This is a genomic window from Mongoliibacter ruber (genome assembly GCF_003003005.1).
Taxonomy (GTDB): Bacteria; Bacteroidota; Bacteroidia; order Cytophagales; family Cyclobacteriaceae; genus Mongoliibacter; species Mongoliibacter ruber.
The window spans coordinates 298,117-321,102 of sequence record NZ_PVTR01000004.1 but is presented as its reverse complement, the minus strand read 5'-3'; the positions used below and the strand labels follow the sequence as shown (position 1 = coordinate 321,102).

15 protein-coding genes are annotated in these 22,986 nt (G+C 34.4%); 10 read left to right on the top strand and 5 right to left on the bottom strand.

What is annotated here, in order from left to right:
* Nucleotides 1-233 precede the first annotated feature (233 nt).
* Nucleotides 234-1,154, top strand: a complete 921-nt coding sequence (locus CLW00_RS08805; RefSeq protein ID WP_106133306.1) for a toxin-antitoxin system YwqK family antitoxin — start codon at nt 234-236, stop codon at nt 1,152-1,154.
* Nucleotides 1,155-1,285: 131 nt separating this feature from the next.
* Here CLW00_RS08805 and CLW00_RS08800 read toward each other — a convergent pair whose 3' ends face one another.
* Nucleotides 1,286-3,499 (bottom strand): hypothetical protein, encoded by a 2,214-nt coding sequence (locus tag CLW00_RS08800; protein WP_106133305.1) that lies wholly within the window; start codon nt 3,497-3,499, stop codon nt 1,286-1,288.
* A 384-nt stretch (nt 3,500-3,883) separates the two neighbouring features.
* Here CLW00_RS08800 and CLW00_RS08795 point away from each other — a divergent pair, with 384 nt between their 5' ends.
* From CLW00_RS08795 to CLW00_RS08785, 3 genes are all read left to right on the top strand, one after another.
* The gene (locus CLW00_RS08795; protein ID WP_146131385.1) at nt 3,884-4,612 is read left to right on the top strand and encodes a hypothetical protein; all 729 of its coding nucleotides are present in this window, start codon (nt 3,884-3,886) and stop codon (nt 4,610-4,612) included.
* A gap of 188 nt (nt 4,613-4,800) precedes the next feature.
* The gene (locus CLW00_RS08790) at nt 4,801-5,715 is read left to right on the top strand and encodes a glycosyltransferase family 2 protein (RefSeq protein ID WP_106133303.1); all 915 of its coding nucleotides are present in this window, start codon (nt 4,801-4,803) and stop codon (nt 5,713-5,715) included.
* A gap of 258 nt (nt 5,716-5,973) precedes the next feature.
* Nucleotides 5,974-7,074, top strand: coding sequence for a GAF domain-containing protein (locus CLW00_RS08785; protein WP_106133302.1), 1,101 nt, complete (start codon nt 5,974-5,976; stop codon nt 7,072-7,074).
* A gap of 90 nt (nt 7,075-7,164) precedes the next feature.
* Here the strand turns inward: CLW00_RS08785 and CLW00_RS08780 are convergent, their stop codons facing one another.
* From CLW00_RS08780 to CLW00_RS08770, 3 genes are all read right to left on the bottom strand, one after another.
* Nucleotides 7,165-7,920 (bottom strand): bacteriorhodopsin, encoded by a 756-nt coding sequence (locus CLW00_RS08780; RefSeq protein WP_106133301.1) that lies wholly within the window; start codon nt 7,918-7,920, stop codon nt 7,165-7,167.
* 456 nt (nt 7,921-8,376) lie between these two features.
* Complete coding sequence (locus CLW00_RS08775; RefSeq protein WP_106133300.1) at nt 8,377-9,147, bottom strand: YdcF family protein; 771 nt, start codon at nt 9,145-9,147, stop codon at nt 8,377-8,379.
* Between the two features lie 216 nt (nt 9,148-9,363).
* Nucleotides 9,364-9,987, bottom strand: a complete 624-nt coding sequence (locus CLW00_RS08770; protein WP_106133299.1) for a hypothetical protein — start codon at nt 9,985-9,987, stop codon at nt 9,364-9,366.
* Between the two features lie 726 nt (nt 9,988-10,713).
* Here CLW00_RS08770 and CLW00_RS08765 point away from each other — a divergent pair.
* From CLW00_RS08765 to CLW00_RS08750, 4 genes are all read left to right on the top strand, one after another.
* Nucleotides 10,714-11,745, top strand: a complete 1,032-nt coding sequence (locus tag CLW00_RS08765) for a ParM/StbA family protein (protein ID WP_106133298.1) — start codon at nt 10,714-10,716, stop codon at nt 11,743-11,745.
* Nucleotides 11,746-11,762: 17 nt separating this feature from the next.
* Nucleotides 11,763-12,281 carry a bactofilin family protein gene (locus CLW00_RS08760; RefSeq protein WP_106133297.1) on the top strand — a complete coding sequence of 173 codons (519 nt, stop codon included), beginning with the start codon at nt 11,763-11,765 and terminating at the stop codon, nt 12,279-12,281.
* A 1,411-nt stretch (nt 12,282-13,692) separates the two neighbouring features.
* Nucleotides 13,693-14,247: a hypothetical protein gene (locus tag CLW00_RS08755; RefSeq protein WP_106133296.1), complete on the top strand. Its 555-nt coding sequence runs from the start codon at nt 13,693-13,695 to the stop codon at nt 14,245-14,247.
* Between the two features lie 400 nt (nt 14,248-14,647).
* Nucleotides 14,648-16,198 carry a tetratricopeptide repeat protein gene (locus CLW00_RS08750; protein ID WP_170073194.1) on the top strand — a complete coding sequence of 517 codons (1,551 nt, stop codon included), beginning with the start codon at nt 14,648-14,650 and terminating at the stop codon, nt 16,196-16,198.
* A 433-nt stretch (nt 16,199-16,631) separates the two neighbouring features.
* On the opposite strand, the gene CLW00_RS08745 is transcribed toward CLW00_RS08750, so the two are convergent.
* Nucleotides 16,632-17,330: a response regulator gene (locus CLW00_RS08745; protein WP_106133380.1), complete on the bottom strand. Its 699-nt coding sequence runs from the start codon at nt 17,328-17,330 to the stop codon at nt 16,632-16,634.
* 117 nt (nt 17,331-17,447) lie between these two features.
* On the opposite strand from CLW00_RS08745, the gene CLW00_RS08740 reads away from it, so the two are divergent.
* Together CLW00_RS08740 and CLW00_RS08735 are read left to right on the top strand one after the other, a co-directional pair.
* Entirely contained in the window at nt 17,448-20,411 is a 2,964-nt protein-coding gene (locus CLW00_RS08740; protein WP_106133294.1) for a PAS domain S-box protein, read from the top strand.
* Complete coding sequence (locus CLW00_RS08735) at nt 20,401-21,444, top strand: ATP-binding response regulator (RefSeq protein ID WP_106133293.1); 1,044 nt, start codon at nt 20,401-20,403, stop codon at nt 21,442-21,444. The genes CLW00_RS08740 and CLW00_RS08735 overlap by 11 nt, the downstream gene beginning before the upstream one ends.
* Nucleotides 21,445-22,986 lie beyond the last annotated feature (1,542 nt).

Here is a 22,986-nt window from a genome sequence, read left to right as displayed (position 1 = left end):
CCTCACACAGTGGGATGAATATCATAGCGAGATTCCATAGCCTGCCCCGACTAATCGAGGTGGCCTTTAAAAGACAAAATATTAACACATCAAAAGTCAAATAAAAATGTTGCCTTCAACTAATTCGAAATGTTTGGATGTGGTGTCATGAATAATGCTCAGTCACTTTTTAGCGGTTTTTTTCTTTTGGAGAATGTTTAGGTTGATTTTATCAATCATAGAATAAACTATTTATGTATTTGAAATTCAGGGTATTCCTTTCAATTCTATTATTGCCTCTTTTCTTCTTGAGTTGTTCTCAAAAGGAGGTATATGTTGTGGATTTATCTGAAAAATTTGCTGAATTTCAGGAAAATAAAACCCCCATTTCGGTCAATATGAAAGCAATCACTGGAATGGCTTTATCAAGTGATGATTCAGGAAATCGGGTAATTGCAGTATCCCTTACCTCAGGGGTCCCTGATGGAAGATTTGAAGTATTCTATCAAAATGGACAATTGAAGGAAAAGGGATCTTACAAAAATGGTTATTTGGAGGGTTTGTATGAATACTATTATGAAAATGGACAGTTGAATGAATCAGTTAATTATCGCAATGGGGAAAAACATGGTCCTTACGAAGGCTATTATGAAAATGGGAAATTAGGAGAAAAAAGCAATTATCAAAATGGTGAATATCATGGCCCAATTGAAATGTATTATGAATCAGGTATTTTGAAAATAAAAACTCAAATGATTTTAGGAAACCTTGAAGGTTTATATGAAGAATTCCACATCAATGGAATTTTATTTGCAAAGCAATATTTTAAAGAACATAAAAGAGAGGGACTTGCAGAGTCTTATTACCAGAGTGGTCAGTTGAGGATGACAGAATTTTATAAAAATGATAAATTAAATGGGACTCTCAATGTTTATTACGAAAATGGTGGCTTAAAAACAACAGGAATCTTAATTGATGGGCTGGGGCATGGGCTAAGGAAGGATTACTATGAGAATGGTAATTTGGAGTCTGTTTCCACTTACAAGAATGGCATACTGGATGGCTTAAATGAGAAGTACTTTGAAAATGGTGAATTGATTAGAAAAGGAGTTTATATGAATGGAAAATTTCTTGATCTTAATGAAATACAGGTTGACGGAGATCATGATTTTTAATAAATCGAGTTTGGTTCTCGGTACCGGTATAGCTGTTACTTTTTATCTGGCTCATATTTGCCTGAATGTCACTGAAAGCCAAATCTTATCCTTGTAAATTCTTTCAATTATAACTCAGTTTTGAAATTTTATCAATGTAGACCCCCAATAGGACTCAGAACAATGGTATTTCCTCCTGCGACAAATATCTCTATTGTGCGGGTGGTATGGTTTTCAATCACCTCATTCCGTTTGGCGTAATTATTCAACAGTGCCCCTAGTGCCCGGCAATGTAAGGTAGAAGAAGGGATTTGCCGGATGTCATTTTCTATTTTTTCAAATACATCAATGATTTGAGAGTTTGAGGAAATTGCTCCTGAAAAATTGCTGTATTGGCTACCAACAGTATTCCATTTTTCAGCAATATTTTTATTGTCTGACATTATATGTAAAAAAGAACTGGGTAAATCTTTTGTTTCCATTCTTGAGAATGCTTGATAGTCAATATTGGTAGGGTTTATTTTAAGAATATCTTCAGCTACAATATTAGTCAGCTGGTTTTTGCTGATTCGTGGTGTTTTGAGAAAATTAAAAAAAGCTCTTTTGTAAGCCATCTCCCTTTTTTTTATATCTCTTCTTACTTCAAATTGGGGTAAATATAGAATAGCCAAAGCCAAGCATCTACCCAATTCTGTCTGAAGACTCCCTGTGTTCATTCTTGCCAAGCTTGTTATTTGGTTCAAGAAAGATATATAACCTTTACCATGGATAGCGATAGTAGCCTGGACCTCTATGTTTTTATCTTTAAGGTCTTTAAATAGTGAGCTTGCCAATTCATTTCTTTGATCGGGCAGGATAGCACCCCAAATCACTCCGGTATCCAATAGAACCTCTAGGTCTTCCATTGTATTGATGTTGTTGCCGGAACTTAGACTCAGGTATTGACTGAAGTCAGCTTCTTGAAATCTAGGGACTTTTGAAAAACCATTCATATCAAGAGTGATTTCCGAATACCACTCGGAAGACCAATTACCAAGTTTACCCCTATATCCGGAACCTACCTGATAGTGGATTGATTGTTGGCCTGATAGGTTTTCTGTGATGGATTTATGTTTCGATTTTTTGCCCAATGCGGTGAAGAGGACTTTATCAAAAAGTGTCAATCCCAAGCCTATGGACCTTTTTACAGAAAGCGTTTTTTGATTCAAATATTGGTGAAATAAGCTTTGCGGAAGTTTGTCCTCTCTGAAGGCTAATAAAATATCACTTAGCCTAAAATTTATCAATGATGAATGGTATTGTTGAATTTTATTTAAGGGCAAATCGAAATGTAACACCTCATTTTGCGCCTTGGTTTTCCTGTATTCATATTGGATTGCCATTTCTGTATTTTTACCAATTGCAGTTTGAATTTTGGCAACGATATTTAACTTGGCTGAGTCCAACTCTTTTCTGATTTCCGGAATTTCTAAATTGTCAATGCGATTCTTGGTAAGTTTTCCGAGTAGGGGGTACCAAGCCTGATTTTTTATGGTTTCCTTTGTCTGATTGGCTTCATTTAGCAATGTTTCCACGTGTTGTAACTTGGTCCCGAGTATAGTTTCGATAAGCTGATCTCCTGTATCATGCAGGTGTCTCTGAAGAACTGCATTTTCCGATAGCTTTAAGTTGACTTTAACTCCTGCATTGACGTTTGCTTGTTTTTGATTGGCTTTGGTAACAGCAAATTCTACCTGTTCACCTTCTGATTTTTTGGCAATTAAGATAAGGGAGTCATCGAGGCTATATTTGAGGTCAACAAAAAGACTGGGTTTGATGTCAAGGGATATGGTTTTCGGATCCAATCCCAAACCAGATAGGCCAGAAATTGATCTTGAAATGATATTGGACCAGGAAAAATTCATACCCAACTCCGCTCCACGGTCTATACTGAGTCCGATGACTTGCCCCTCTTGTAGGCCTTCTACATCCTGACGATCATACAAGACTGGAAATGCAGATAGGTCTTTTAGTACACAATCCTTTAGCAAGGTGTTTTTTGGATGTTGGCTTGTCAAAATAATTTGATGCTTGGCATTAAATCTCAAACCAAAGACTCCTTTAATCAATCCTAGTTCCGTATCTCCAGAGATACTATAAATAATCTGTGTGTGGGTTTCATCGGCAAACTTAAACTGCTCAGGTCTGGCCTCGGAATTGGTTTGTTGGATCTGTACTGATAAGGTGATAGAGGCCTTAGTTGTCGCTAAGGAACTATGGGTAAACTCTGAACTTATTGAAAAGTCAAATTCAGGAGGAATCTCCTGAAGGGATTTTTCTCTTAATCCATCATTTCCAAAATCAAAATTTAGGCTTAGGTCCAACATGTTGAATGATCATAATAGGCTCTTCAATTTCCGCAATTTCTCAGTCTATTCAAATTTATATTTACAGACTTCCTTACTAGAAGAGATATCAAAAAAACAGTCAAATCAGTATGGTTCAAATGGTAGGCGTTCAGTTGTTTTTCCTGACCTTCTCCGGATTTGTCAAAAGTGTAAGCCAAAATGCCCACATAACAGTATTTATCACCTATTCTGACATAACTTTTTGCTGAAAAAAAATCATTTTGGCCTTAATTAATTTTCACCAAGACTGATTATTAACATTTTAGTGTAAGTGGTTTATCTAATTAAAAATGGATTAGGCAGCCCAAACTATTTTTTTTAATTATGTATAGAAAAATCTAAATGAAATCAAACTTTATTTTTATGAAAGCATTTACTACTATCTTTATTTCTTTCTTTTTGATTGCAAATCCTTCATTTTCTCAGGTAAAAAAGTATATAATTGATAGCACTACAGTTTATTCTTCTGTAGCTGAAAATTCGGAAATCATGATGTATTTTAATTCGATTTCAAAGAAGGATTTAGAGATATATCTAATTGTAAGAAACAATTTCAGTGAAGAGATTGATTTTAATCCTGAAAAGAATATTGAAGTTTCAATAGTTGATAAAAATTTGGAATGGGTAAAGGGAGAAGTCGTCCGACCTAAAAAATACTTCAAACAAATCAAAAAGCAATATATGGAGTTATTGATCCCTGATAATGAAGTTTTATTGGAAGAAGGTGAATTACCCAATCCATCCAAGACTATATCTATGTCCCTACTGAATACAGCCTCAATCAACACAAGAAAAAGGAGTTTTGATGACAGAACAAACAACCCTGTCACGAATTTTGAATTTGTGGATGAAGAGTTGGATAAGATTTTTGAAAATCAGCAGGAGGAAAATTCCCCAACATCGGATCAACTCAATCCAAAAGTAGAATCGAAAGCTGATTTGCTGTTAAAAACTCATATTGTACAGTCTTTTGAACAAACAGAAGGGATTGTAGGGCTCAAGATTCCAAATAAAAATTATTCTTTGATTCGTCTGGATTTTTCTTTTGGAAAAGATAAGCATACCATAATTTCTTTTGATTGGGAGAATTAAAAATATTTTAAGGTAATAGAAAGCATATCCTCTAGTACATGACACTGGTTTTTATTTTCGTGCAATAAGTTTTTATTTCCAATATGTAGATAGACCTTTGTAAGGGTTACCTCACTGCTTATTGGAGAAATCTGACGCAAAAGAGACAGCGCAAAGCAAGTGAAATTTTTAATATTGACGCTAGTGAAATGAATAGGATAGTTACGATTGTAATCACATATAATGGTTCCCGCTGGATAAAAAAATGCTTGGAGCATTTGATCGACAGTTCTGTAAGTTCAGACATTATTTTAGTGGACAACAAGTCCACCGATGATACCATTGAGATTATCAAACCTTACCTACAGCAGGTTGAATTGATTCAATTAGAATCGAACTTAGGATTTGGGGGTGCTAATAACATAGGTGTTAAACGTGCTTTATCCGCTGGCTATTCCCATATTTTTCTCCTCAATCAAGATGCATATGTGCGGCAAGACTGTATATCCAAATTACTTGCCACGTCGCTGCAAAATCCGGAATATGGCATCATCAGTCCCATACAACTAGATACTTCAGGTCAGGGCATGGATATGGTATTTAAAAATCAAATCAAGAAGCATTACAATCCTGATTCAAATAAGCTGCTAAAAACCTTGAAGCAAGAAAATATCAATGATGTTGTTGAAGTGAGGTTTGTAGGAGCTGCTGCCTGGTTTCTTTCTTCAGATTCGATTAAAAAGGTAGGTTTTTTTCACCCTATATTTTTCCATTATGGAGAGGACAATAATTATGGAGCGAGAGTCCAATATTTTGGTTTCAAAATAGGATTACAGGTAACTGCTGCAATGATCCACGACCGTAACCCACGTAACAATGCTAAATTTTTACCAATTAAATTGAGGTCTTTTCCTGTGCATCAGTTGCTTGATATCAGAAAACCCTTTGTACTGGCTTGGATCGTGGGTTTCCATCAGTTGATAAGGACATGGAACAAGCTTCGCAAAGTAAGTGGGGAAAAAGAGAAAAACCTGTTTTTGCAAACCCGGAAATGGTTTTTTTCAAATGTAAGTAAAGCTTTGTCAACAAGGGAGGAATTGAAGAATGGATATGCACAACAGTAAAATTGAAAATCATCTCATCCTTTAATTGAAAGAATTCTCATATAACAATCGGCTTAAGCCAAATTCTATTAAATACCATATCGTGTGGATCAATGAAATCGAGCTTGCTCCGACTAATCGGAGTGATTGCCGAAAAACTATAAAAAATACATGAACTATTAGGTTTTTACTACCCCAATCTTCCCCTTAAAGAAATGTTTTTGGTTGATATACCTTCATTTTATTTCTATATTATAGAGTACTCCAAAGCAAGAGATTATGAATAGACTCGAAGATTTAAAGTCATATTACATATTAGATACACCTCCTGAAGACGAATTAGATGATTTGGCAAAAATAGCAAGTGCCATTTTTGACACCCCGGTTTCTCTTATATCCTTTATTGACGACAAAAGGCAATGGTTTAAGGCCAAAATAGGGATTGATTCGGATGAAGATAAAATTGAGGAAACATTTTGTCAACATACACTGAATAAGCCCAATGATATTTTGGTGATTGAGAATCCTGAGACAGATTTCCGTGTGAAAAATAGCGATAGAGTTACATGTGAGGGAGGGATTAAGTTTTATGCCAGCGCACCACTTGTGTCTGATTTGGGGAATGTGTTGGGTACTGTTTGCGTAGTGGATTACAAAAAAAGGGAGTATGACCCTAAAAAATACGAGGCTCTTGAATTAATTTCCAAAAAGGTTATGAATTATATGGAAACCAGGAAATTGATGATTGAAAAAAATCAAGAGATTGAGTATAATGCATATAGACTCAAGAAATTGACAGATCTTGCACCGGGAGCTATTTTTAAATTGTCCTTTAATAGTCAAGGGGAGTTGAAGTTTATTTTTATGAGTGAGGGGATCCAGAAGATTGTCCCCGATTTATCTCCTGATAAGCTCAAAAAAAGTCCAACATTATTGCTCGATTACATTGAAAATAAGGAAGCTGTTTTAGAGCTTTTTAGGGATTCTTATCGATCACTAAAACCTATTGAAACGGAATACAAGGTCTTGCTTGATGAACATGTTTCAAAATGGCATTGGATGATAGCAAATCCTGAAAAAAGATCAGAGAATGAAGTCGTATGGTTTGGTGTGATTCAGGAAATTACCCAAAAGAAGGTGCACCTTGAAACTCTTGAGAAAATGCTGTTTGATATTTCCCATGTTATCAGAAAACCCATTGCCAATATGTTGGGAATAGTTGACATCCTTCAGACTTCTGACGTCTCTCAAGAGGATAAGAATGAATTGATCAAGGTATTGCACGGCGAAACCAATACCCTTGATGAATTTATTTCTCGCTTAAATAATGAATATTACGATTTGAAAAGTTACCTGAAGCAAAATTGGAAGGAGAATTGATAAACAGGTGAAAACAGAGCAGATTCCAATATTGAAAAAATCAGTAATTTCTAAATTGGCTGATTTTTTATAAGTTCCAGCACAGAAAAATTAAGCATGTACTTTGGCTTTGCTGTATTTTTTTGTCTCAGCTATAGCCATTGAATAGATCACCAGACCAAAGCCGATTTTATTTATAGAATCTGCGATGTTGTAGAATGAATAAATGTGATTGACTTCAAAAACTGTTGACAAAAGATTCCCTGGAAGAATCATGTATCCGATCGGGTAAATTGACCAACCAAGTGTAATTAAAATTTTCAGAAAAAACATAGCCCTTAACAATTCAGGACTTTTTGAATCTCTGGAATGCATGTAAATATCACCCGCAAAAACTTCAAATATGATGTAAAAGTAGCCAAAAGAAGATGCGATTCCCCATTGAATATTGTTTTCAATATCGATGGTTTCGCCAATATACCCGGTCATCAGCATGATCATCGAAGCTAAAATCATTTTAAACAAGGTTGTGGGTTTTGTGCCATTTGGCTTAGTAAGTAAGTAAAACTGCACACATATCAAAGAAACTGTAAACATCCAGTTGGCATACTTCAGAGCTATAGGGCTGTTTCCTGTAGTCATATTAAAATTCAATACTAAGAAAAAATATAGAGTAGATACTCCTGTAATCGAAACAGAAACCAATTGAGAGGTCTTCCATTTTCGTGGTACTGAATTCCTCTCAAAAAAGAAAAATGCCGTGGAGCATAGCATAGCCAAAAAGCCCATAAAAGATGTGATGGAATTGTGGTTACTATTGTCAATAATTCCAAGTCCAGCGATTTCTGCGGTAATTTGAATTATCATAATTTTTTAGTTAATCGGTCACAAAAAAAAGATATTATCAGTTGCAAAAGGGATAGAAGATATTTTTAGAAGTATCAACTATACAAGTGAATTGAATTTCGATATCACAGGATAGGAAAAAAAGACCTAATGAACATGCTTTCTACACTTCCCTATGAAATATGGTGTCCATTTACACTTTAAAAACTACCCTTTTTAAGGGGTCTTATGTTTACATTATTAATTTCTATTATTCCGGACAATTAAAAAAAATATCAATAATGTAATTCTGTTTTTCGTCATTGAAAGTAAATGAGGTGTTGTGACGTTCTCTTTTAAATCGTTTCAATGTGTTTTTTGAATTCAGGAGTAGGGTACGATAGAGAAAAGTGCAAAGGAGTGAAGTTGAATGTTAAAAATATTCAGTGTGGGGTAGGAGGAATGTGGATTTTTCAAGCAGCTTTACCAAGCATGATCTTATACTCTGTTTAAAACTTGTTTCGGTATAGGGTTAGATCTTAAGGATAAATAAAATATACCAAACACTTCTTTAAGTAATTCTCCAAGGAATGGAGCGTGGCTAAAAGCAGGGATAAAGCATTTACTCCATGCTATCCGATTTTCTTTAAATATGTAATTACAAGGTGCTGGAATTGGTGTTATTCCCAGGTTTCTGAATGTAAGGTTTGCCCTTGGCATATGTATCGCTTTAGTCACTAAAATAGGTGAAATATCGCCAAAAATATCCTGAAAGGCTTTAGCTTCTTCTTCAGTGGTCGTAGGATCATCCAGCCTGATAATTGAATTTGGACGAATACTTCCAATTCCAAGCAACATATTTTCCTGAATCTCCGCCTGAGTAGGATGGCCTGGCATTACACTACATCCTGACAGGACGAATAATTTGGAATTTGACATGTGATAAACCCTTAGGCCTTCCATTACCCTGCCCAATGCCCCTGAAGTCAATTGTTGATTTGATGGTAAATTTAAATCCGGTGTATGACCTCCTCCCAATACGAGAATTGGGTTTGAAAGACCTTTTTCGTCTAAAGTGTCAAATTTGTTTTCAATGGAATTAATGATGAAAAAAGTCAAAGGGCCTAAAATCACACATGTAAGTAAATAAATCAAACCAATCAATATTGGATTCTGTAAAAAATAAAACAAGGGCAGAAACAATAGAATGCTTATGATGAAATCAGGATTGATAATAATAGGTTTAATATATTTTTTAATAGTTGACATTAGCGGAAATCTTACTTTGATATTTAATATCTATTAAAAGTAATACTTCTACTATATGATAACTAATAAAATAATCAATATGCAACATATTGTAAATAAAGAGTATAGATAGTTTTTTTAGCGAATAAGTCTCTGGGTTTTTGAGGATTTAAAATTTTACTTAAAGTGATATTAGGTTAAAAAATGAATTTTTAATTAGGCACTTAGGCCGAGATATTACTCTTTGATTGACATACTTTGTATTGGATATGTCTTCAGTTCTTCACACACTTTTTCGAACTTGGTTGAGTCTGATACATAAAAAACATGTGTATGGACTAATTTCTCAATAAAACACATTTCATTTTTGGAGTTTTCAAATACAAATGAATTGTTATTTTCAAGTTGGTTATTCAGCAAATTACTTTTGGTATTCAATGGATCAATAATATTTAACACCTCTTGGAGTTCATTTCCATAATCATATTTCTTATGTAAAGAAAATAAGAGTTTTTCCTCTAGGAAAGCCATATATAGAGAAGTAGTCCTTTTTTGTTCTTTGATTACCAAACGTTTTATTTTAAGTAGACCCATATCTAAAGGGATTTTGACGATCACTTTAGCTTTTTTGTCTTCAGCCTGTTTGTGAACCTCAGTTAATTGAGTGAAATTCTCATTCAATTGATTATGAGATATTTTTGGATATAAGGTAATCTTAAAGTACTGGTCTAAAATAAGTCTAAAAGGATCAAAATAATCTGATTTACTTCGGAAAGTGAAATGAACATCTTTTCCATAAAGATCTTTTTTCTTTGTGATATATCCTGTAGCAATAAGCTGTAGAGAATCGAAGAAATGCATGTGGGTGAATTTTTTTCAGTTAATAATATTATGGCTTTTCACTTCATAATTATAGTCTATTATCTTATCCGCATTGGACTCGATTTTTAATGAATTGACTATAAAAAGTGATGTTTTCTGGTGACTTTAAACATTTAATCTGGGGGATTTGTAAGGTGATTGAGATAATTTAATGAATACCGAATAGGATAATTGTATCAATTTAAATCTCCTCAGATTGAATATTTTTTGAATCTAATGTTTTCTTTTTTGTAAATCTCAAAGAAGTGTTTCATGTGTTGTTATTTGTTAATTAAGCGCATGTCGTCCCTGTTTTTAGGAGTTATTTGAACTTTATATATAGTTCTTTTCATGCACTGGAAAAAAATCTTAAAAAACAATTATATCATTTGAATGAGACTGTTCGGCTTAAAAAAGAAGTTCTCGTTAACTGTGTTTATCTGGTTTTGTTCAGAAATAGATGCTTTTATTTTCCAATCTCTTGCCCAATTTTGAACAATATAAATTGAGCGATACCTTCCTTGCAGAGCAGGTATTTTGGATTAAAAATTTATTAAAGATGACATCTTAAGGGTTTTGAGTGCTTTTCATTTACAGAAAAGTGTAATGATATTCAGGTTCGGGCTCAAATTGTAATTTTGCATAAATAGAAAGATCTATTACCCTTGGTTTTCTATTTATTAGCTAAATATAATTTCTTATTCAACCTAAAACCCAATTGCAATAATGACAGAATATATTTTAGAGGTAGAGCAAATACCCAGTGTTTATGAAAGTAATAATATCGATTTAAGGTTTGTATCAAAAGACCTTGTGAATGGTTTGAAAATTATGAATAATGGTACACCTTATATAGTTGGGAATTTAGCCCTTTCTGAAGGGGTGTCTCCTCATAAAAACATAAACGGTGCACCGGATGAGTTAGATTATAAGGTACTTTTGAAGTCTGGACTACTTCTAGGTTTTCACAAAATAGGGAATCCAATAACTTTGACAACAGGTTTCCCATTCTCTACTTATCAACTGTATAAAGAACCGGCAAGAGAAATGCTTGTTGGAGAACATATTTTGGAATTCGACACTTCTACTTTTTCCAATGGTGGGAAAAAAAGGGTCGTCACTGAGGTTGACAAAGCTTATATCATGCCTGAAGCTGTAAGTTGTGCTTTAGCGCTAAGGAAACAAGGTGTGGCTAAAGGAAATTTCTTTATGGTCAGTTTAGGCTACGGAACATTCGAGGCTATATTGTCTACAGAAGGTGGGTTGGTGCAACGCTCCTCTGTTTCTACTTTTGGTCTAAGGTATGCAGTCAAACTCCTGGAAGCCGAACTCACCAAGACATACTATTTAGATCTTAAAAACGAGCATCAGCTAGATACGGCTTTTAGAAATTCATTTATATTCCTGAACAGAAAAAGAGTTGACCTATCGGATTTGAAGCGCAAAGTTTTAAGGCAGTATTATGAGGATGTTGTGTCACCTGCTTTAAGAAAGGCTTTTGATGATAATGACTTCGAAAAGTCTAATACTATGTTTTTGGCGGGAGGTGGAGCCCTTTATAATGATCTATCTGAATGTTTCCAAGAAGAATTCATAGATATTCTTGATGTCAATGTGCCTGAAGATGCAGCTCACCTTGCAGCCAAAGGTTATTGTTTTAATAGTTTGATTTCAAATGGAGGCGATAGAGGAAGAGCAATGGGCTTGGATATCGGTAACTCCACAACAGTAATTTGCACTTTTAAAGTGGAAGTTTAAACAACATAGATAAATTGATGGGTAGTAAAAAGGATATTTCAGTAACGATTTTTTCTAAAAGTCTTGTATTTAACGGGGATGTTTTGGTAAAGGGAGACCTTAGAATTGAAGGGAAGGTGGAGGGGACTGTATTGTGTTCTGGAAAAGTAGTAATTGCTGCCAAAGCAGAAGTCGTTGGACCTATTCATGCCAAATGGATAGACCTTATTGGTTCTTGCAACGGTGATATCTATGCCTCTGAAGGCATCAACTTGTCTTCAGAGGCAATATTGACAGGTGATTTGACAACAAAAAGTATCTCTATTGATAAAAATGCGAGGATTCAAGGTCAAATTCAAATTGACCGTAACATTCCATCACTCGATATTGAAGAAATCAGAAACTCAAGACGTAATTCTTATGATATTTCAAATATCCCAATGAACGAGAAGCATTCTATAATGTCCGGAAGTGAATTGAACAAAGAATATGCTTCCAACAAGTCTGATGAGGTGGATTCGGAGCCTGTTGAAATTTTTGGAGGTGGATGGGTTTAAGTGATTTTAGTGAGCTGATTTAATGATTGAGAAGAGTTTTTTAATTTCAAAATGATAAACCATACAAATTGCTGAGTATCAAATGTATATTTCCTCTATTACTTTTTCGTCATTCAATGCATTTTAGCGCTTCAATTGGACTATATAGATGTGTTTAGTTTTAAGAGTATAAACCAGTAAATCCGTGACAAAAAGACAACCAAAAAATTGTTTAAAATGAAAAAAGTAAACCCGAATGGGTTTACCTTTTTAGTTATCCAATTAATCAACACTGTGCTAACTTTCACTTCATACTATGTTTAGGGCTTTTTGTATTTGTGCTTAATATTAAATTTTTATTAAAATCAATTTCGTGTAATAAAATATTAATATTGAATATTTAATCGAATTAATATTTTACAGAATAACTGATTTGTATAATTTTTACAATGTTAATTTTCAAAAAAAACACTGTAAAAAAAAGGTTAATCAGTAAAATTTAGGGAGAATGTAAAATTTAGTAAATTAACCGTAGCCTCCTGGTTTCTTTTGTCTTTTCGTTGACTTCAGCTTGTGTTTTTAAGGTTTTGAATCAGAATTGAAACTGTCAATTTTGAAATGGAAATAATCAACTGGTAAAACACTTCTAGCATTAAAAAAAAAGTAAACCCTATTGAGTTTACCTTTTTTGATTAATTAACACTCTACCATTAAGTTTTAATAATCTCTGTTGAAGAGACGTTTACGAATTATTACTAGGGCTAAATTTTTTATGAATTATGATCTTATAAGGAAGTTACGAGCAGAATTTTATTTGTATAAATACAGGTATTGAAAAAGATGACCCTTTCCAATTTTAATTTGAAAGAGTCATCCACCCATATAAACTCCGTATGAATTTAATGACTAAATATTGTGATTTTCTATGCCTAGAAAAAGTTTGTGTTGAGTAAAAATCAAATTCTGCAAGAAACTGTAAATTAAAAGAAGTCAAACCTTAAGTTCTGTGTTTTGTTAGGATATAATTACTTTAAGTTATGCATTTGAAAAAGTTTCAAAGTTGTTCTTGATACCAGGGTTTCCTGGGTTTTTAATTTGTTCTGATAGACTTAACTCATCATACTTGCTCAAATCAAATTTGAGATTCTTTTCTATCAATTCCATTTTTCAAGCATGTGCCAAGCCTCTCAGCTCTCATATCTTAAAGAAGAACTTAACCATTTATTCAATCAGATTTTCTGCATGCCTATCCACGTCGTCCGGAAAGCGGGATACTTGTAAGACTTATGAAAAAAGGCAGAAATACAGATTCGAGCATTTAATAATTTACAATATTAAGCTGATTGTTTACCTATCGTGTTTTTTCAATGGAATTAATCTGGCTATGTGATATTTTAATGTAACTATTGTGAAACTGAAAACATTACATATCATGATGAAAATTTCAAAACCTTCTAAGTTCATATTTTTTGTGATATTCATTTTGATCTCTTATATATCAAGTGAATCCATATCTCTTCAGTCCAAACAAGATTCGCATGAAATGGGGGAGAGCCTTAAACCTGCAATTTTTGGTTCAGATGATTTAATCTTGGACGAAAACCAATCTGAGAATGACAGTACTTTTCTGATTCTGAACCATGAAAGTATAGCTGAAGAGAAAATTCAAAAATCTGACAATTTGGTTCAAATTGAGCGCTTAGAATCCGCTTCAAATATTTCTTTTCTTCCAAAAAATAGTGGGGGCTTAGATGCATGGATACTTTTTTATATTCTTGCGGCTCTCATGATAGTAGCCTTGTGGAATATGATTACTATGAAAATTAAACTTAACAATGTGCAAGAAGAGCATCAGAATCTTGTCGAAAGATATGAGGAATTTCGGAGATACTTTATTGATAGAGAACGAAAACTCAAAAGGGAATTGATCGATGCTTACGATAAGTTAGAAGAAATACAAAAAGTGAAAGATGAACAGCTACAATGAAAAAATCAGTTCCTTCCCAAAGAAGGTTGTTATCTGAATACACATTTTACAAACAGGAATTATAGAAAAAATCACACGTTTTACCTTACTTTTTCCTTGCTATTGAGATAGGCAATTGCTCGAGGTCATCTAGATCTGGGGAAGTCTGAATACTTATTTAATCTCGTGGAAAGTCCTGATATATTATTTTTTCCATTAATTTCGCGCCGTTTTTATGGGATTCTATTACAAATAGCAATCCTGTATTGAAATTTATGTAATTTAATTCACAAGGACTTTAAATATAATTATCATGTATAGACCTGCATTATTTTCAGCAAATTTACTTATAGTTCTTTGTTGGATATTTTTTGTTCCAAAAGTCTATTCTAATCCTATTTTCTTTAAAGTAAATCCGGAAATGGACAGCGTAAAAATTGTCAATTTATTGGATAAAGCTAAAGGTGAACTTGCTTCCGATTATAACAAAGCTATTGAACTTCTTCTAGAGGCTAAAGTTCTTGCTTATCAATCAGGTAATCCTTATTTAATTTCCAATGTGGAATTGAATTTGGGTAAACAGTACTTTTTTTTAGGACTATATGAAAAAGCACTTGATTGTTACATCAACCTGATCAGGTCAGCTGAGCTCAATGAAGACTTTGAGAGTTTGGGTAAGGGATACTTTCAATTGAGCGGAGTAAGACTTGTCATGGAGGATTATGATCAAGCGAAGACTCATTTGCTTAAGTCCAGAGAATATTATATTCGACACTTTCATTCTGAGGAGGCTATCGGTTTGATAGACAGGTTAACTTTTCAAAATAATATGGGTCTCATTTATTCGGGGTCAAACGACCTGGAGAGTGCCAGAAAAGAATTTGAACTAGGCTTGGCCATGCTTTCAGATGATCCTGTGTTGAGTAATGTGCGTATCCAATTAATGAATAATATGGGTGACCTCAACTTTAAAGAAGGAAAGGTCAAAGAAGCAATGGAATACTACAACTTAGCTAAAGAGCAGCTCACAGCTACATCAAACCCTCTTTTTCATGCCATGTTGGACCATAGTATAGGCAAGACATATTTGGAATTAGAAAGCTATGCTGATGCTGTTTTATTTTTTCAAAGAGGATTTTCAACAGCTAAAAAAGTCAAAGGATATTCCCACCTCCGTCATTTATCAAAAGGTTTATCACTTGCTTATGGGAAAATGAGCGAAAGTGATTCAGCTTTTCTCTATTTGCAATTGAGTGATGCATATGAAGATTCCCTTAAAATAAAAAAAACAGCTGAAAAGATCTTAGTGGAAGAATTGATGTCAGATTATAGACAAGAAAAGTCCCAGCTTTTACAGCTTTATGAAGGGAATAAAAAAAATCTGTTATGGTTAGCCATCTGTTCACTGACTTTAATAATATTCCTGTTTATGAGAGCATATTGGATTCGTGATAGGCTTTTAAATATGGAAAGACAGAGAAATGAAATGGAAGAAATTGTGGGAAAATCAAATGATGAAAACCTACTTTTGAAAAGGAAAATAGAGGATACTCAAAAAGAAGCTACTTTGATGTCTTTGAATAATCTTCGAAAAGACGACATTTTTAAACAATTATCTCAAACAATACATCCTGATAAAGTAGATAATGATAGTGCAAACGCGGAAGCACTTAGGAAGATCTTAGAAAAAATGACAGAGGATGATAGTCAGCTTCTTTTTGGTGAATTTGAATATGTTTTCGAAAATACCCACATGGGATTTTTTCAGAAGCTAAAAAATAAGTATCCCAATTTGACGCCAAATGAAAGGAGGTTATGCGCTTTTCTAAAACTCCAATTGACTACAAAAGAAATATCACAGATAACTTATAAAAGTATTAGGTCAATCGAGTTGGCTAGAATCCGGCTTAGGAAAAAACTAGGTTTTACCAATTCAGAAAAAAATCTCAATGATTTCTTTCTGGAGTTTTGATTAGCCATGCACTTTTTCAAACAAAAGGATAAAAAAAAATCATTTCAATACATTTTATTTACAGGAATGTGTTTTTTGTTTAATTGAGACATATTTGTGACAGCCCTATATTTTTGAAAAGCGAGACTTGGGCTTACTCTTGTATCGATTTAAGAGACAACAAAAATCAGATCTACCTTATAGAAAATCACTAAGAGGAAACTGGCTAAAAAAATAAGACTCTTCCAGATGATCACCTGAAAGAGTCTTACACCCACTTAAATTCCGTATGAATTTACATACCTAAATTTGGTGAATATGTCTTATTGGAAAAAAAATACGCAAGAGAATTATTCAGTATTGTTATGAATAGTAAATCAAATGAATAGAAAGTTCTTTCAAAACATCTTAACTTAAAATAAAAAACTTAAACATGCCACTTTTCCTTAGAGTATCATTTCTTAATCTCAGCCAATTCTTTGAAAAAGCCTCTTCGGATTGGTATAACCGAATCTTTGATATTGATTTCTTTGGAGTTGTAAGAAGCAATATGATTGACATTGACCAAATAGGATTTGTGAGGCCTAACAAATACTTGATGTGGGAGTTGGGCTTGTAAATCTTTCAAAATGTCTCTGACGACGTAAGATTTTGCCAAGGTTATGACTTTAGTGTACAGCCCATCTGCTTTTAGATATAGGATTTCACTGACTGGTATTGGTACCACATACCCCTTGTCTCTTATCTTAAGATTAAGTTTGTCATAATCAGGAGTCAATTTTGGGTAGTTGTTTGAATTAAGTGCTAAATATATCGCTGATTTTAGACCATCTACTTTAAAAGGTTTGAGTAAATATCCATTATACATGACATTTGAAATTCTCTCTAAATATTGTTGATCCGAGTATGCCGTCAAGAAAACTATTGGGATATTGTACAAATCCTTAACCTTATAACATAAATCTATGCCATCTATATCACCTCTAATCTGAATATCCATAAGTATCAAATCAACCTTCGATGATTCTAAATAAGAAAGTACACTTTTGGCATCAGCATAAATGCCACTTACTTCATAACCAAAGCTTTGTACAATTTCTTCTATGTTGAGCGCTAGTTCTAATTCGTCTTCTACAATAAGTATCTTCTCCATAATCATTTAAATCTGCACTTAATTACGATTTAAAATCAATGAAAAGAAATGAAAAACATAAAAAGGTAAATAAAATGTATAAAGCACTAACTTCTAAAACATTACTTTGCATTACTTATGATTAGTTATAGCGAAAAGATTTTAAAAGCTATTGGTGAGGCCTATTACGCCTTGCAAAGTAATAATAAAATCAAGGAGGCGATTCCAGAGATTTTAGAATTACTGGGAAAAGCGACCTTGGTGGACAGGGCTTATATTTTTCAAAATCACCTTGGAGAGGATGGTGAATTACGGCTGTCTCAAAAATATGAATGGGTAGCTGAAGGGGTAACACCTCAGATTGATTTCGAAGAACTGCAAGATGTCCCATGGTCTGTTTTTCCGATAGTAGCGGAAAAGCTGGGGAGGAATATGGTCATTAATGAAGTCCTTAATGAAGAATCAAATGGGAAAGATTTTTATGATACAATGGCAGAACAGGGTATTCTTTCATTCTTGTTTATTCCCATTATGGTGGACCGTAAGTTTTGGGGATTTATGGGCTTTGACAACTGCTCTTCCAAAGAAATCTATTCCGATGAACAGGTAGCTGCTTTACACGCTTTTGCCTCTACCTTAGGTTATACCATTTTGGCAAAAAGGCAGAAAAAAAGATTGGTAAGAGCAAAGGAAAGTTACTCCTTTCTGGTCAATAATGTCAATGAAGTTATCTTCAAATTAGATCAAAATTGTAATTGGTCATTCTTAAACCAACAATGGCAAAGAATTACCAATTTCCCTATCAAATCTACTCTTGGAACCTCATTTAAGGACTCATTTAAGAAAAAATATCAAGAGGAAATTTGTGCTTCTCTGGACAAACTCTACAAAAAAGATATCAAAAAAATTAGCTTGGAAGCAGAACTTTTGGTTCATAATGGAAAGGCAAAGTGGGTAAAAGTGCAAGCATCTCCACAGTTCAATTTTTCGGGCAACTTTGTTGCAGTCACAGGATCAATCATTGATATCAATGTAGAAAAGAAAGTTCAAGCTGAGTTGGAAGAAAGCGTAGCCCAAACCAATGCGGTTATCAATTCTGTAAAGGATACTTTGTATACTTTTACCGGTGATTTAAAGAAAGTTCTTTTTGTATCAGACAACTTGGAAGTGTTGGGTATTGAAAAAAAGAAGTTTCTGGAAGTAGAGGATTATTGGTATGAAATCATACATCCAGAGGATAAAAAGTTTGTAGCAGACGAAGTAGAAAAACTTTATCAATTTGGGGTCTTTGATGCCATATATAGGATAGTCAATGAAGAAGGAAAAGTACTTTGGATTCAGGATAAGTCATGGGCAGTAAAAGATGAGAAGGATAGTATTGTCAAGATACATGGCAGGTATACTGATATCACTGAGCTCAAAAACAAAGAACTCAAATTAAAAAGTAGTGAAGAGTCACTTCAGAAACTGAATGACTTATTACAGGCTGTTAATGATACACAGTTGAGTTTTCACTTGGACAAAGATTTTCAAACACCGCTTTACACGCTTTTATCAAAAATATTAGAAATCACTGGAAGTAAATTCGGCTTCATAGGAGAGATTTTATATGATGAAAATAACACTCCTTTTTTAAAAACACATTCAATCACCAATATCGCCTGGTCTAAAGAAAGTGATAAGTTTTTTCAGGATAATTTCAGAACAGGTTTAGAATTCCGGAATCTCAATACACTCTTTGGGAGATCTATAACTTCAGGGGAGTTGTTGATTTCAAATGATGTGGCATCAGACCCCCGTGCTGGAGGCACTCCAAAGGGTCATCCACCGATCAAGAGGTATATGGGGGTGCCGGTTTACAAAGGCGAAGAGTTTTTGGGTCTGATGGGATTTGCAAATAAAGACGTTGATTACACAGTTTCTGATGTAGAAATTCTACAGCCTTTGATATCTGGTTATGCCAATCTTATCAAATCCATTAGAATTCAAAAGGAAAAGCAAGAAGCCGAAAGACTGAGATTCCAATCAGATGAAATGTACAGGCTGTTGTCCGAAAACACAGGTGATGTGATAGCCTTGCATGACTTAGATTTGAAATTCGAGTACGTTTCTCCCTCTATCTATAAAGTGCTGGGCTATACTCCGGAAGATTGTTTGGGCAAAACCCCGTCAGAATTATTTGGAGTTTCCAGAGTTGAAAATACTGAGATGGATGAATTGAATAGTTTTTCAACTGTAATGACACATTATCATAAGATTACTGGAAAACCTATTTCATTGGAGACACTGATCACACCGCTCAAAGATGAAAAAGGTATAGTTTATTCTTATATGGCAGCTTCCCGAGATGTGACAGAAAGAGAAGCGGTACTCGAAGAGCTGAAGGAATCATTGGTTAGAGAACAGGAATTAAACCAACTGAAATCAAGGTTTATTTCTATGACCTCTCATGAGTTTAGAACTCCTTTGGCTACCATTATGAGCAGTACAGAAATCTTGGAATTTCTATTGACTGATTTGGAAGAATCTAAACTGAAAGATAAAACAGTCACTCATCTTGGAAGGATCAATAATCAGATACAGAGATTGACGGGAATCATTGCGGATTTACTTGTTTTGGAGAAAAATGCCCAGGATAAAATTGCAATCAGCAAGGAACAGGTTTCTATCAATCAATTTTTAAGGAATATTGTGGACCATTATTTTCCTGAAAGTAGAAAAGCAATCAACTTGAACTTACCTAAAGATGATAAGATCATCAATCTTGACCAATCGATTTTATCTCATGTTTTAAATAACTTGATAGACAATGCTCTAAAGTATTCAAAGGATGCAAAAAGCAGCCCGGAAATTACTTTAGAACACATGGAAGATATGTTTAAGATTATAGTCAAGGATTATGGTTTGGGTATTCCATTGGAAGACCAGAAATATATTTTTGGGTCTTTTTTTCGGGCCAAAAATGTCAATACTATTAAAGGAACAGGGCTTGGACTGAATATTGTTAAAGAGTTTATCGAAAAACTTGGCGGCCATATCTATTTTGAAAGCGTAGAAAATCAAGGAACAGAATTTATAATAACACTTCCCTATGAAGATTAAACTTTTATTGGTAGAGGATGAAACAGACCTCCAACAAAACATGAAGGATATTTTGGAAATCCATGACTTTGAAGTGATGACAGCTGACAATGGCAAAATTGCGCTGGACCATTTATGTGAAAATAGATTTGACATTATTGTTTCTGATATTATGATGCCGGAAATGGATGGTTATGAATTGCTTACAAGGGTAAGGAATGATAATAGACTAATGAATCTCCCATTTATTTTTTTGTCAGCCAAAGTGGAGAAGGATGATTTTAGAAAAGGAATGGAGCATGGAGCAGAAGATTACTTGACCAAGCCTGTACATGCCAAGGACTTGGTGAATGCGGTCAATGTGGCAATCAACAAAAAGAAAGGCAGAGAAGCATGGGTGCAGCAAAAAATCGAAGAGGTAATTCAGGCAGAAAGAAATGTAAAGTACCATGAGTTGAGGACGCCGCTTTTTGGCATAATGTCAATTTTGGAGCTTTTGACCAGCTCTATGGGAGACTTTGATATGGCTCAGATGAAAGAGCTTCTTGAGGCAGCCCATACCGCTTCCAAAAGATTAAACGGAAGTCTCCTAAACCTGGCAAGGCTGAATGGACTAGGGGCATATACTCCTATGAGCAGCACTGTATCCTCTGTCAAAAAGCAAATTGAAAGTATGCTCTATACTTTAGATAAAGAGTATGAGTTTGTCGTCGACGAAGATTTTCAAATTCAATATGACGTGGAAATTTTCGAATTTATTTTAAAGGAGATTTTTGAAAATGCTAGCAAGTTCTGTTCAAAGGAACCGGTTTTCGTTTCCTTACAAAAAGGGGTATTGCATGTATCCAATTACCAAAACTTTGTAAAGTCAGGACAGAATTTTGAAATAATACCATTTGGACAGATAGATAGGGGTTATTTTGAACAGCAAGGATTGGGTCTTGGATTATACCTGTGTAAGGTCTATGCAGAAAAGAACAACTCAAAACTAACAGCCCGAATAACTGATGACCTAAGGTTTGCTGTAGAAATCGATTTTTCATTAGCGAAGTAGGAGGGGAGTGGGGAATTGATGAAGAGGGGAGTTGATGAAGAGGGGAATTGACGAACTGACGAATTGACGAACTGAGATCAGAACACCAAACCTTCAACTCAGTATTAACCCCAATCTAAAATCTGAAATCTAAGATCTAAAATTTTGGTGTTAAAGGTTGGGGGGATTGTGGGTGTAGGGGATTGATGAATTGACGAACTGATGAACAGATGAAGTGGGGAATTGACGAACTGAGATCAGAACACCAAACCTTCAACTCAGTATTGACCTCAATCTAAGATCTGCAATTTTTATGTTAAAGGTTAAATGTTAAAAATGTTAAAAGTTGGGCAAACCTTCCACTCAGTATTAACCCCAATCTAAAATCTAAAATCTGAAATCTAAGATTTTGGTGTTAAAAGTTGGGCAAATTGTAGGTGTAGGGGATTGATGAATTGACGAACTGACGAACTGATGAACAGATGAACTGACGAATTGACGAACTGAGATCAGTACACCAAACCTTCCACTTAGGATTGATCCTAATCTAAGATCTACAATTTTGGTGTAAAAGGTTGGGGGGATTGTAGGTGTAGGGGATTGATGAAATGACGAACTGATGAACTGACGAACTGAGATCAGAACACCAAACCTTCAACTCAGTATTAACCCCAATCTAAAATCTGAAATCTAAGATCTAAAATTTTGGTTTTAAAGGTTGGATTGATTGTAGGTGTAGGGGATTTCGGCGTTGTGAGTCAAAAGAGAGGTTTATCTGCGTTCATCTGCGATATCTGCGGGAAAATAAATACTTAAAAATATGCTGGGATCAGATATGGACTTTTAATACTCTTTTGAGCTAAAAGCTCAAAAATCATAAATCCGAAGGTGCAACCTTCGGATAACGCAGCAATTGTTAACCATAATCCTCGGGTTAAAACCCGAGGCTATTTAAATTTGACCCCTTTGGGGTCTAGGATATTCCTACAAAGACCACAAAAACAACCAATTATATCACTGATCAATACAGATAAAAAAATGCATCATCCTTCGTAAATCAAAATTCCAGCACTCTACAGACACCAACCTTTTCATCCTTCATCTTTCCTCCTTCATCCTTTCTATTGCCTTTCCCTTCCTTCATCATTCATCATCCATCATTCGAAATTCGATATTATTTCAAATTCCGATTCCTAATCCAATCAGCTATCTCTATGGTTTGCCCATCGTAAATCGTAATTCGTAAATCAAAATTCCAGCACCCCACAGACCACAGGCCTTTTCATCCTTCCTCCCTCATCCTTCATCCTTTCCCTTCATCCATCATTCGAAATTCGATATTATTTCAAATTCCGATTCCTAATCCAATCAGCGATCGCTCTGATTTGCCCCTCATAAATCGTAATTCGTGAATCAAAACACCAGCATTCCACAAACCACCGACTTTTTTATCCCTCATCCTTCATCCTTCCTCCTTTCCATTGCCTTTTCCTCCCTCATCCCTGTTTTTGGCGAAAAGCTTTGTTCAATAGCAAGCATTTTGCGGCCAAAAACCAAAATCAC

Bases quoted from the DNA above. Each gene is read 5' to 3' on its own strand.
- CLW00_RS08740 (WP_106133294.1), top strand. From the start codon at position 17,448: ATGATTAGTTATAGCGAAAAGATTTTAAAAGCTATTGGTGAGGCCTAT.
- CLW00_RS08745 (WP_106133380.1), bottom strand. From the start codon at position 17,330: ATGGAGAAGATACTTATTGTAGAAGACGAATTAGAACTAGCGCTCAAC.
- CLW00_RS08760 (WP_106133297.1), top strand. From the start codon at position 11,763: ATGGGTAGTAAAAAGGATATTTCAGTAACGATTTTTTCTAAAAGTCTT.
- CLW00_RS08735 (WP_106133293.1), top strand. From the start codon at position 20,401: ATGAAGATTAAACTTTTATTGGTAGAGGATGAAACAGACCTCCAACAA.
- CLW00_RS08805 (WP_106133306.1), top strand. From the start codon at position 234: ATGTATTTGAAATTCAGGGTATTCCTTTCAATTCTATTATTGCCTCTT.
- CLW00_RS08770 (WP_106133299.1), bottom strand. From the start codon at position 9,987: ATGCATTTCTTCGATTCTCTACAGCTTATTGCTACAGGATATATCACA.
- CLW00_RS08790 (WP_106133303.1), top strand. From the start codon at position 4,801: ATGAATAGGATAGTTACGATTGTAATCACATATAATGGTTCCCGCTGG.
- CLW00_RS08750 (WP_170073194.1), top strand. From the start codon at position 14,648: ATGGACAGCGTAAAAATTGTCAATTTATTGGATAAAGCTAAAGGTGAA.
- CLW00_RS08785 (WP_106133302.1), top strand. From the start codon at position 5,974: ATGAATAGACTCGAAGATTTAAAGTCATATTACATATTAGATACACCT.
- CLW00_RS08800 (WP_106133305.1), bottom strand. From the start codon at position 3,499: ATGTTGGACCTAAGCCTAAATTTTGATTTTGGAAATGATGGATTAAGA.
- CLW00_RS08775 (WP_106133300.1), bottom strand. From the start codon at position 9,147: ATGTCAACTATTAAAAAATATATTAAACCTATTATTATCAATCCTGAT.
- CLW00_RS08755 (WP_106133296.1), top strand. From the start codon at position 13,693: ATGATGAAAATTTCAAAACCTTCTAAGTTCATATTTTTTGTGATATTC.
- CLW00_RS08780 (WP_106133301.1), bottom strand. From the start codon at position 7,920: ATGATAATTCAAATTACCGCAGAAATCGCTGGACTTGGAATTATTGAC.
- CLW00_RS08795 (WP_146131385.1), top strand. From the start codon at position 3,884: ATGAAAGCATTTACTACTATCTTTATTTCTTTCTTTTTGATTGCAAAT.
- CLW00_RS08765 (WP_106133298.1), top strand. From the start codon at position 10,714: ATGACAGAATATATTTTAGAGGTAGAGCAAATACCCAGTGTTTATGAA.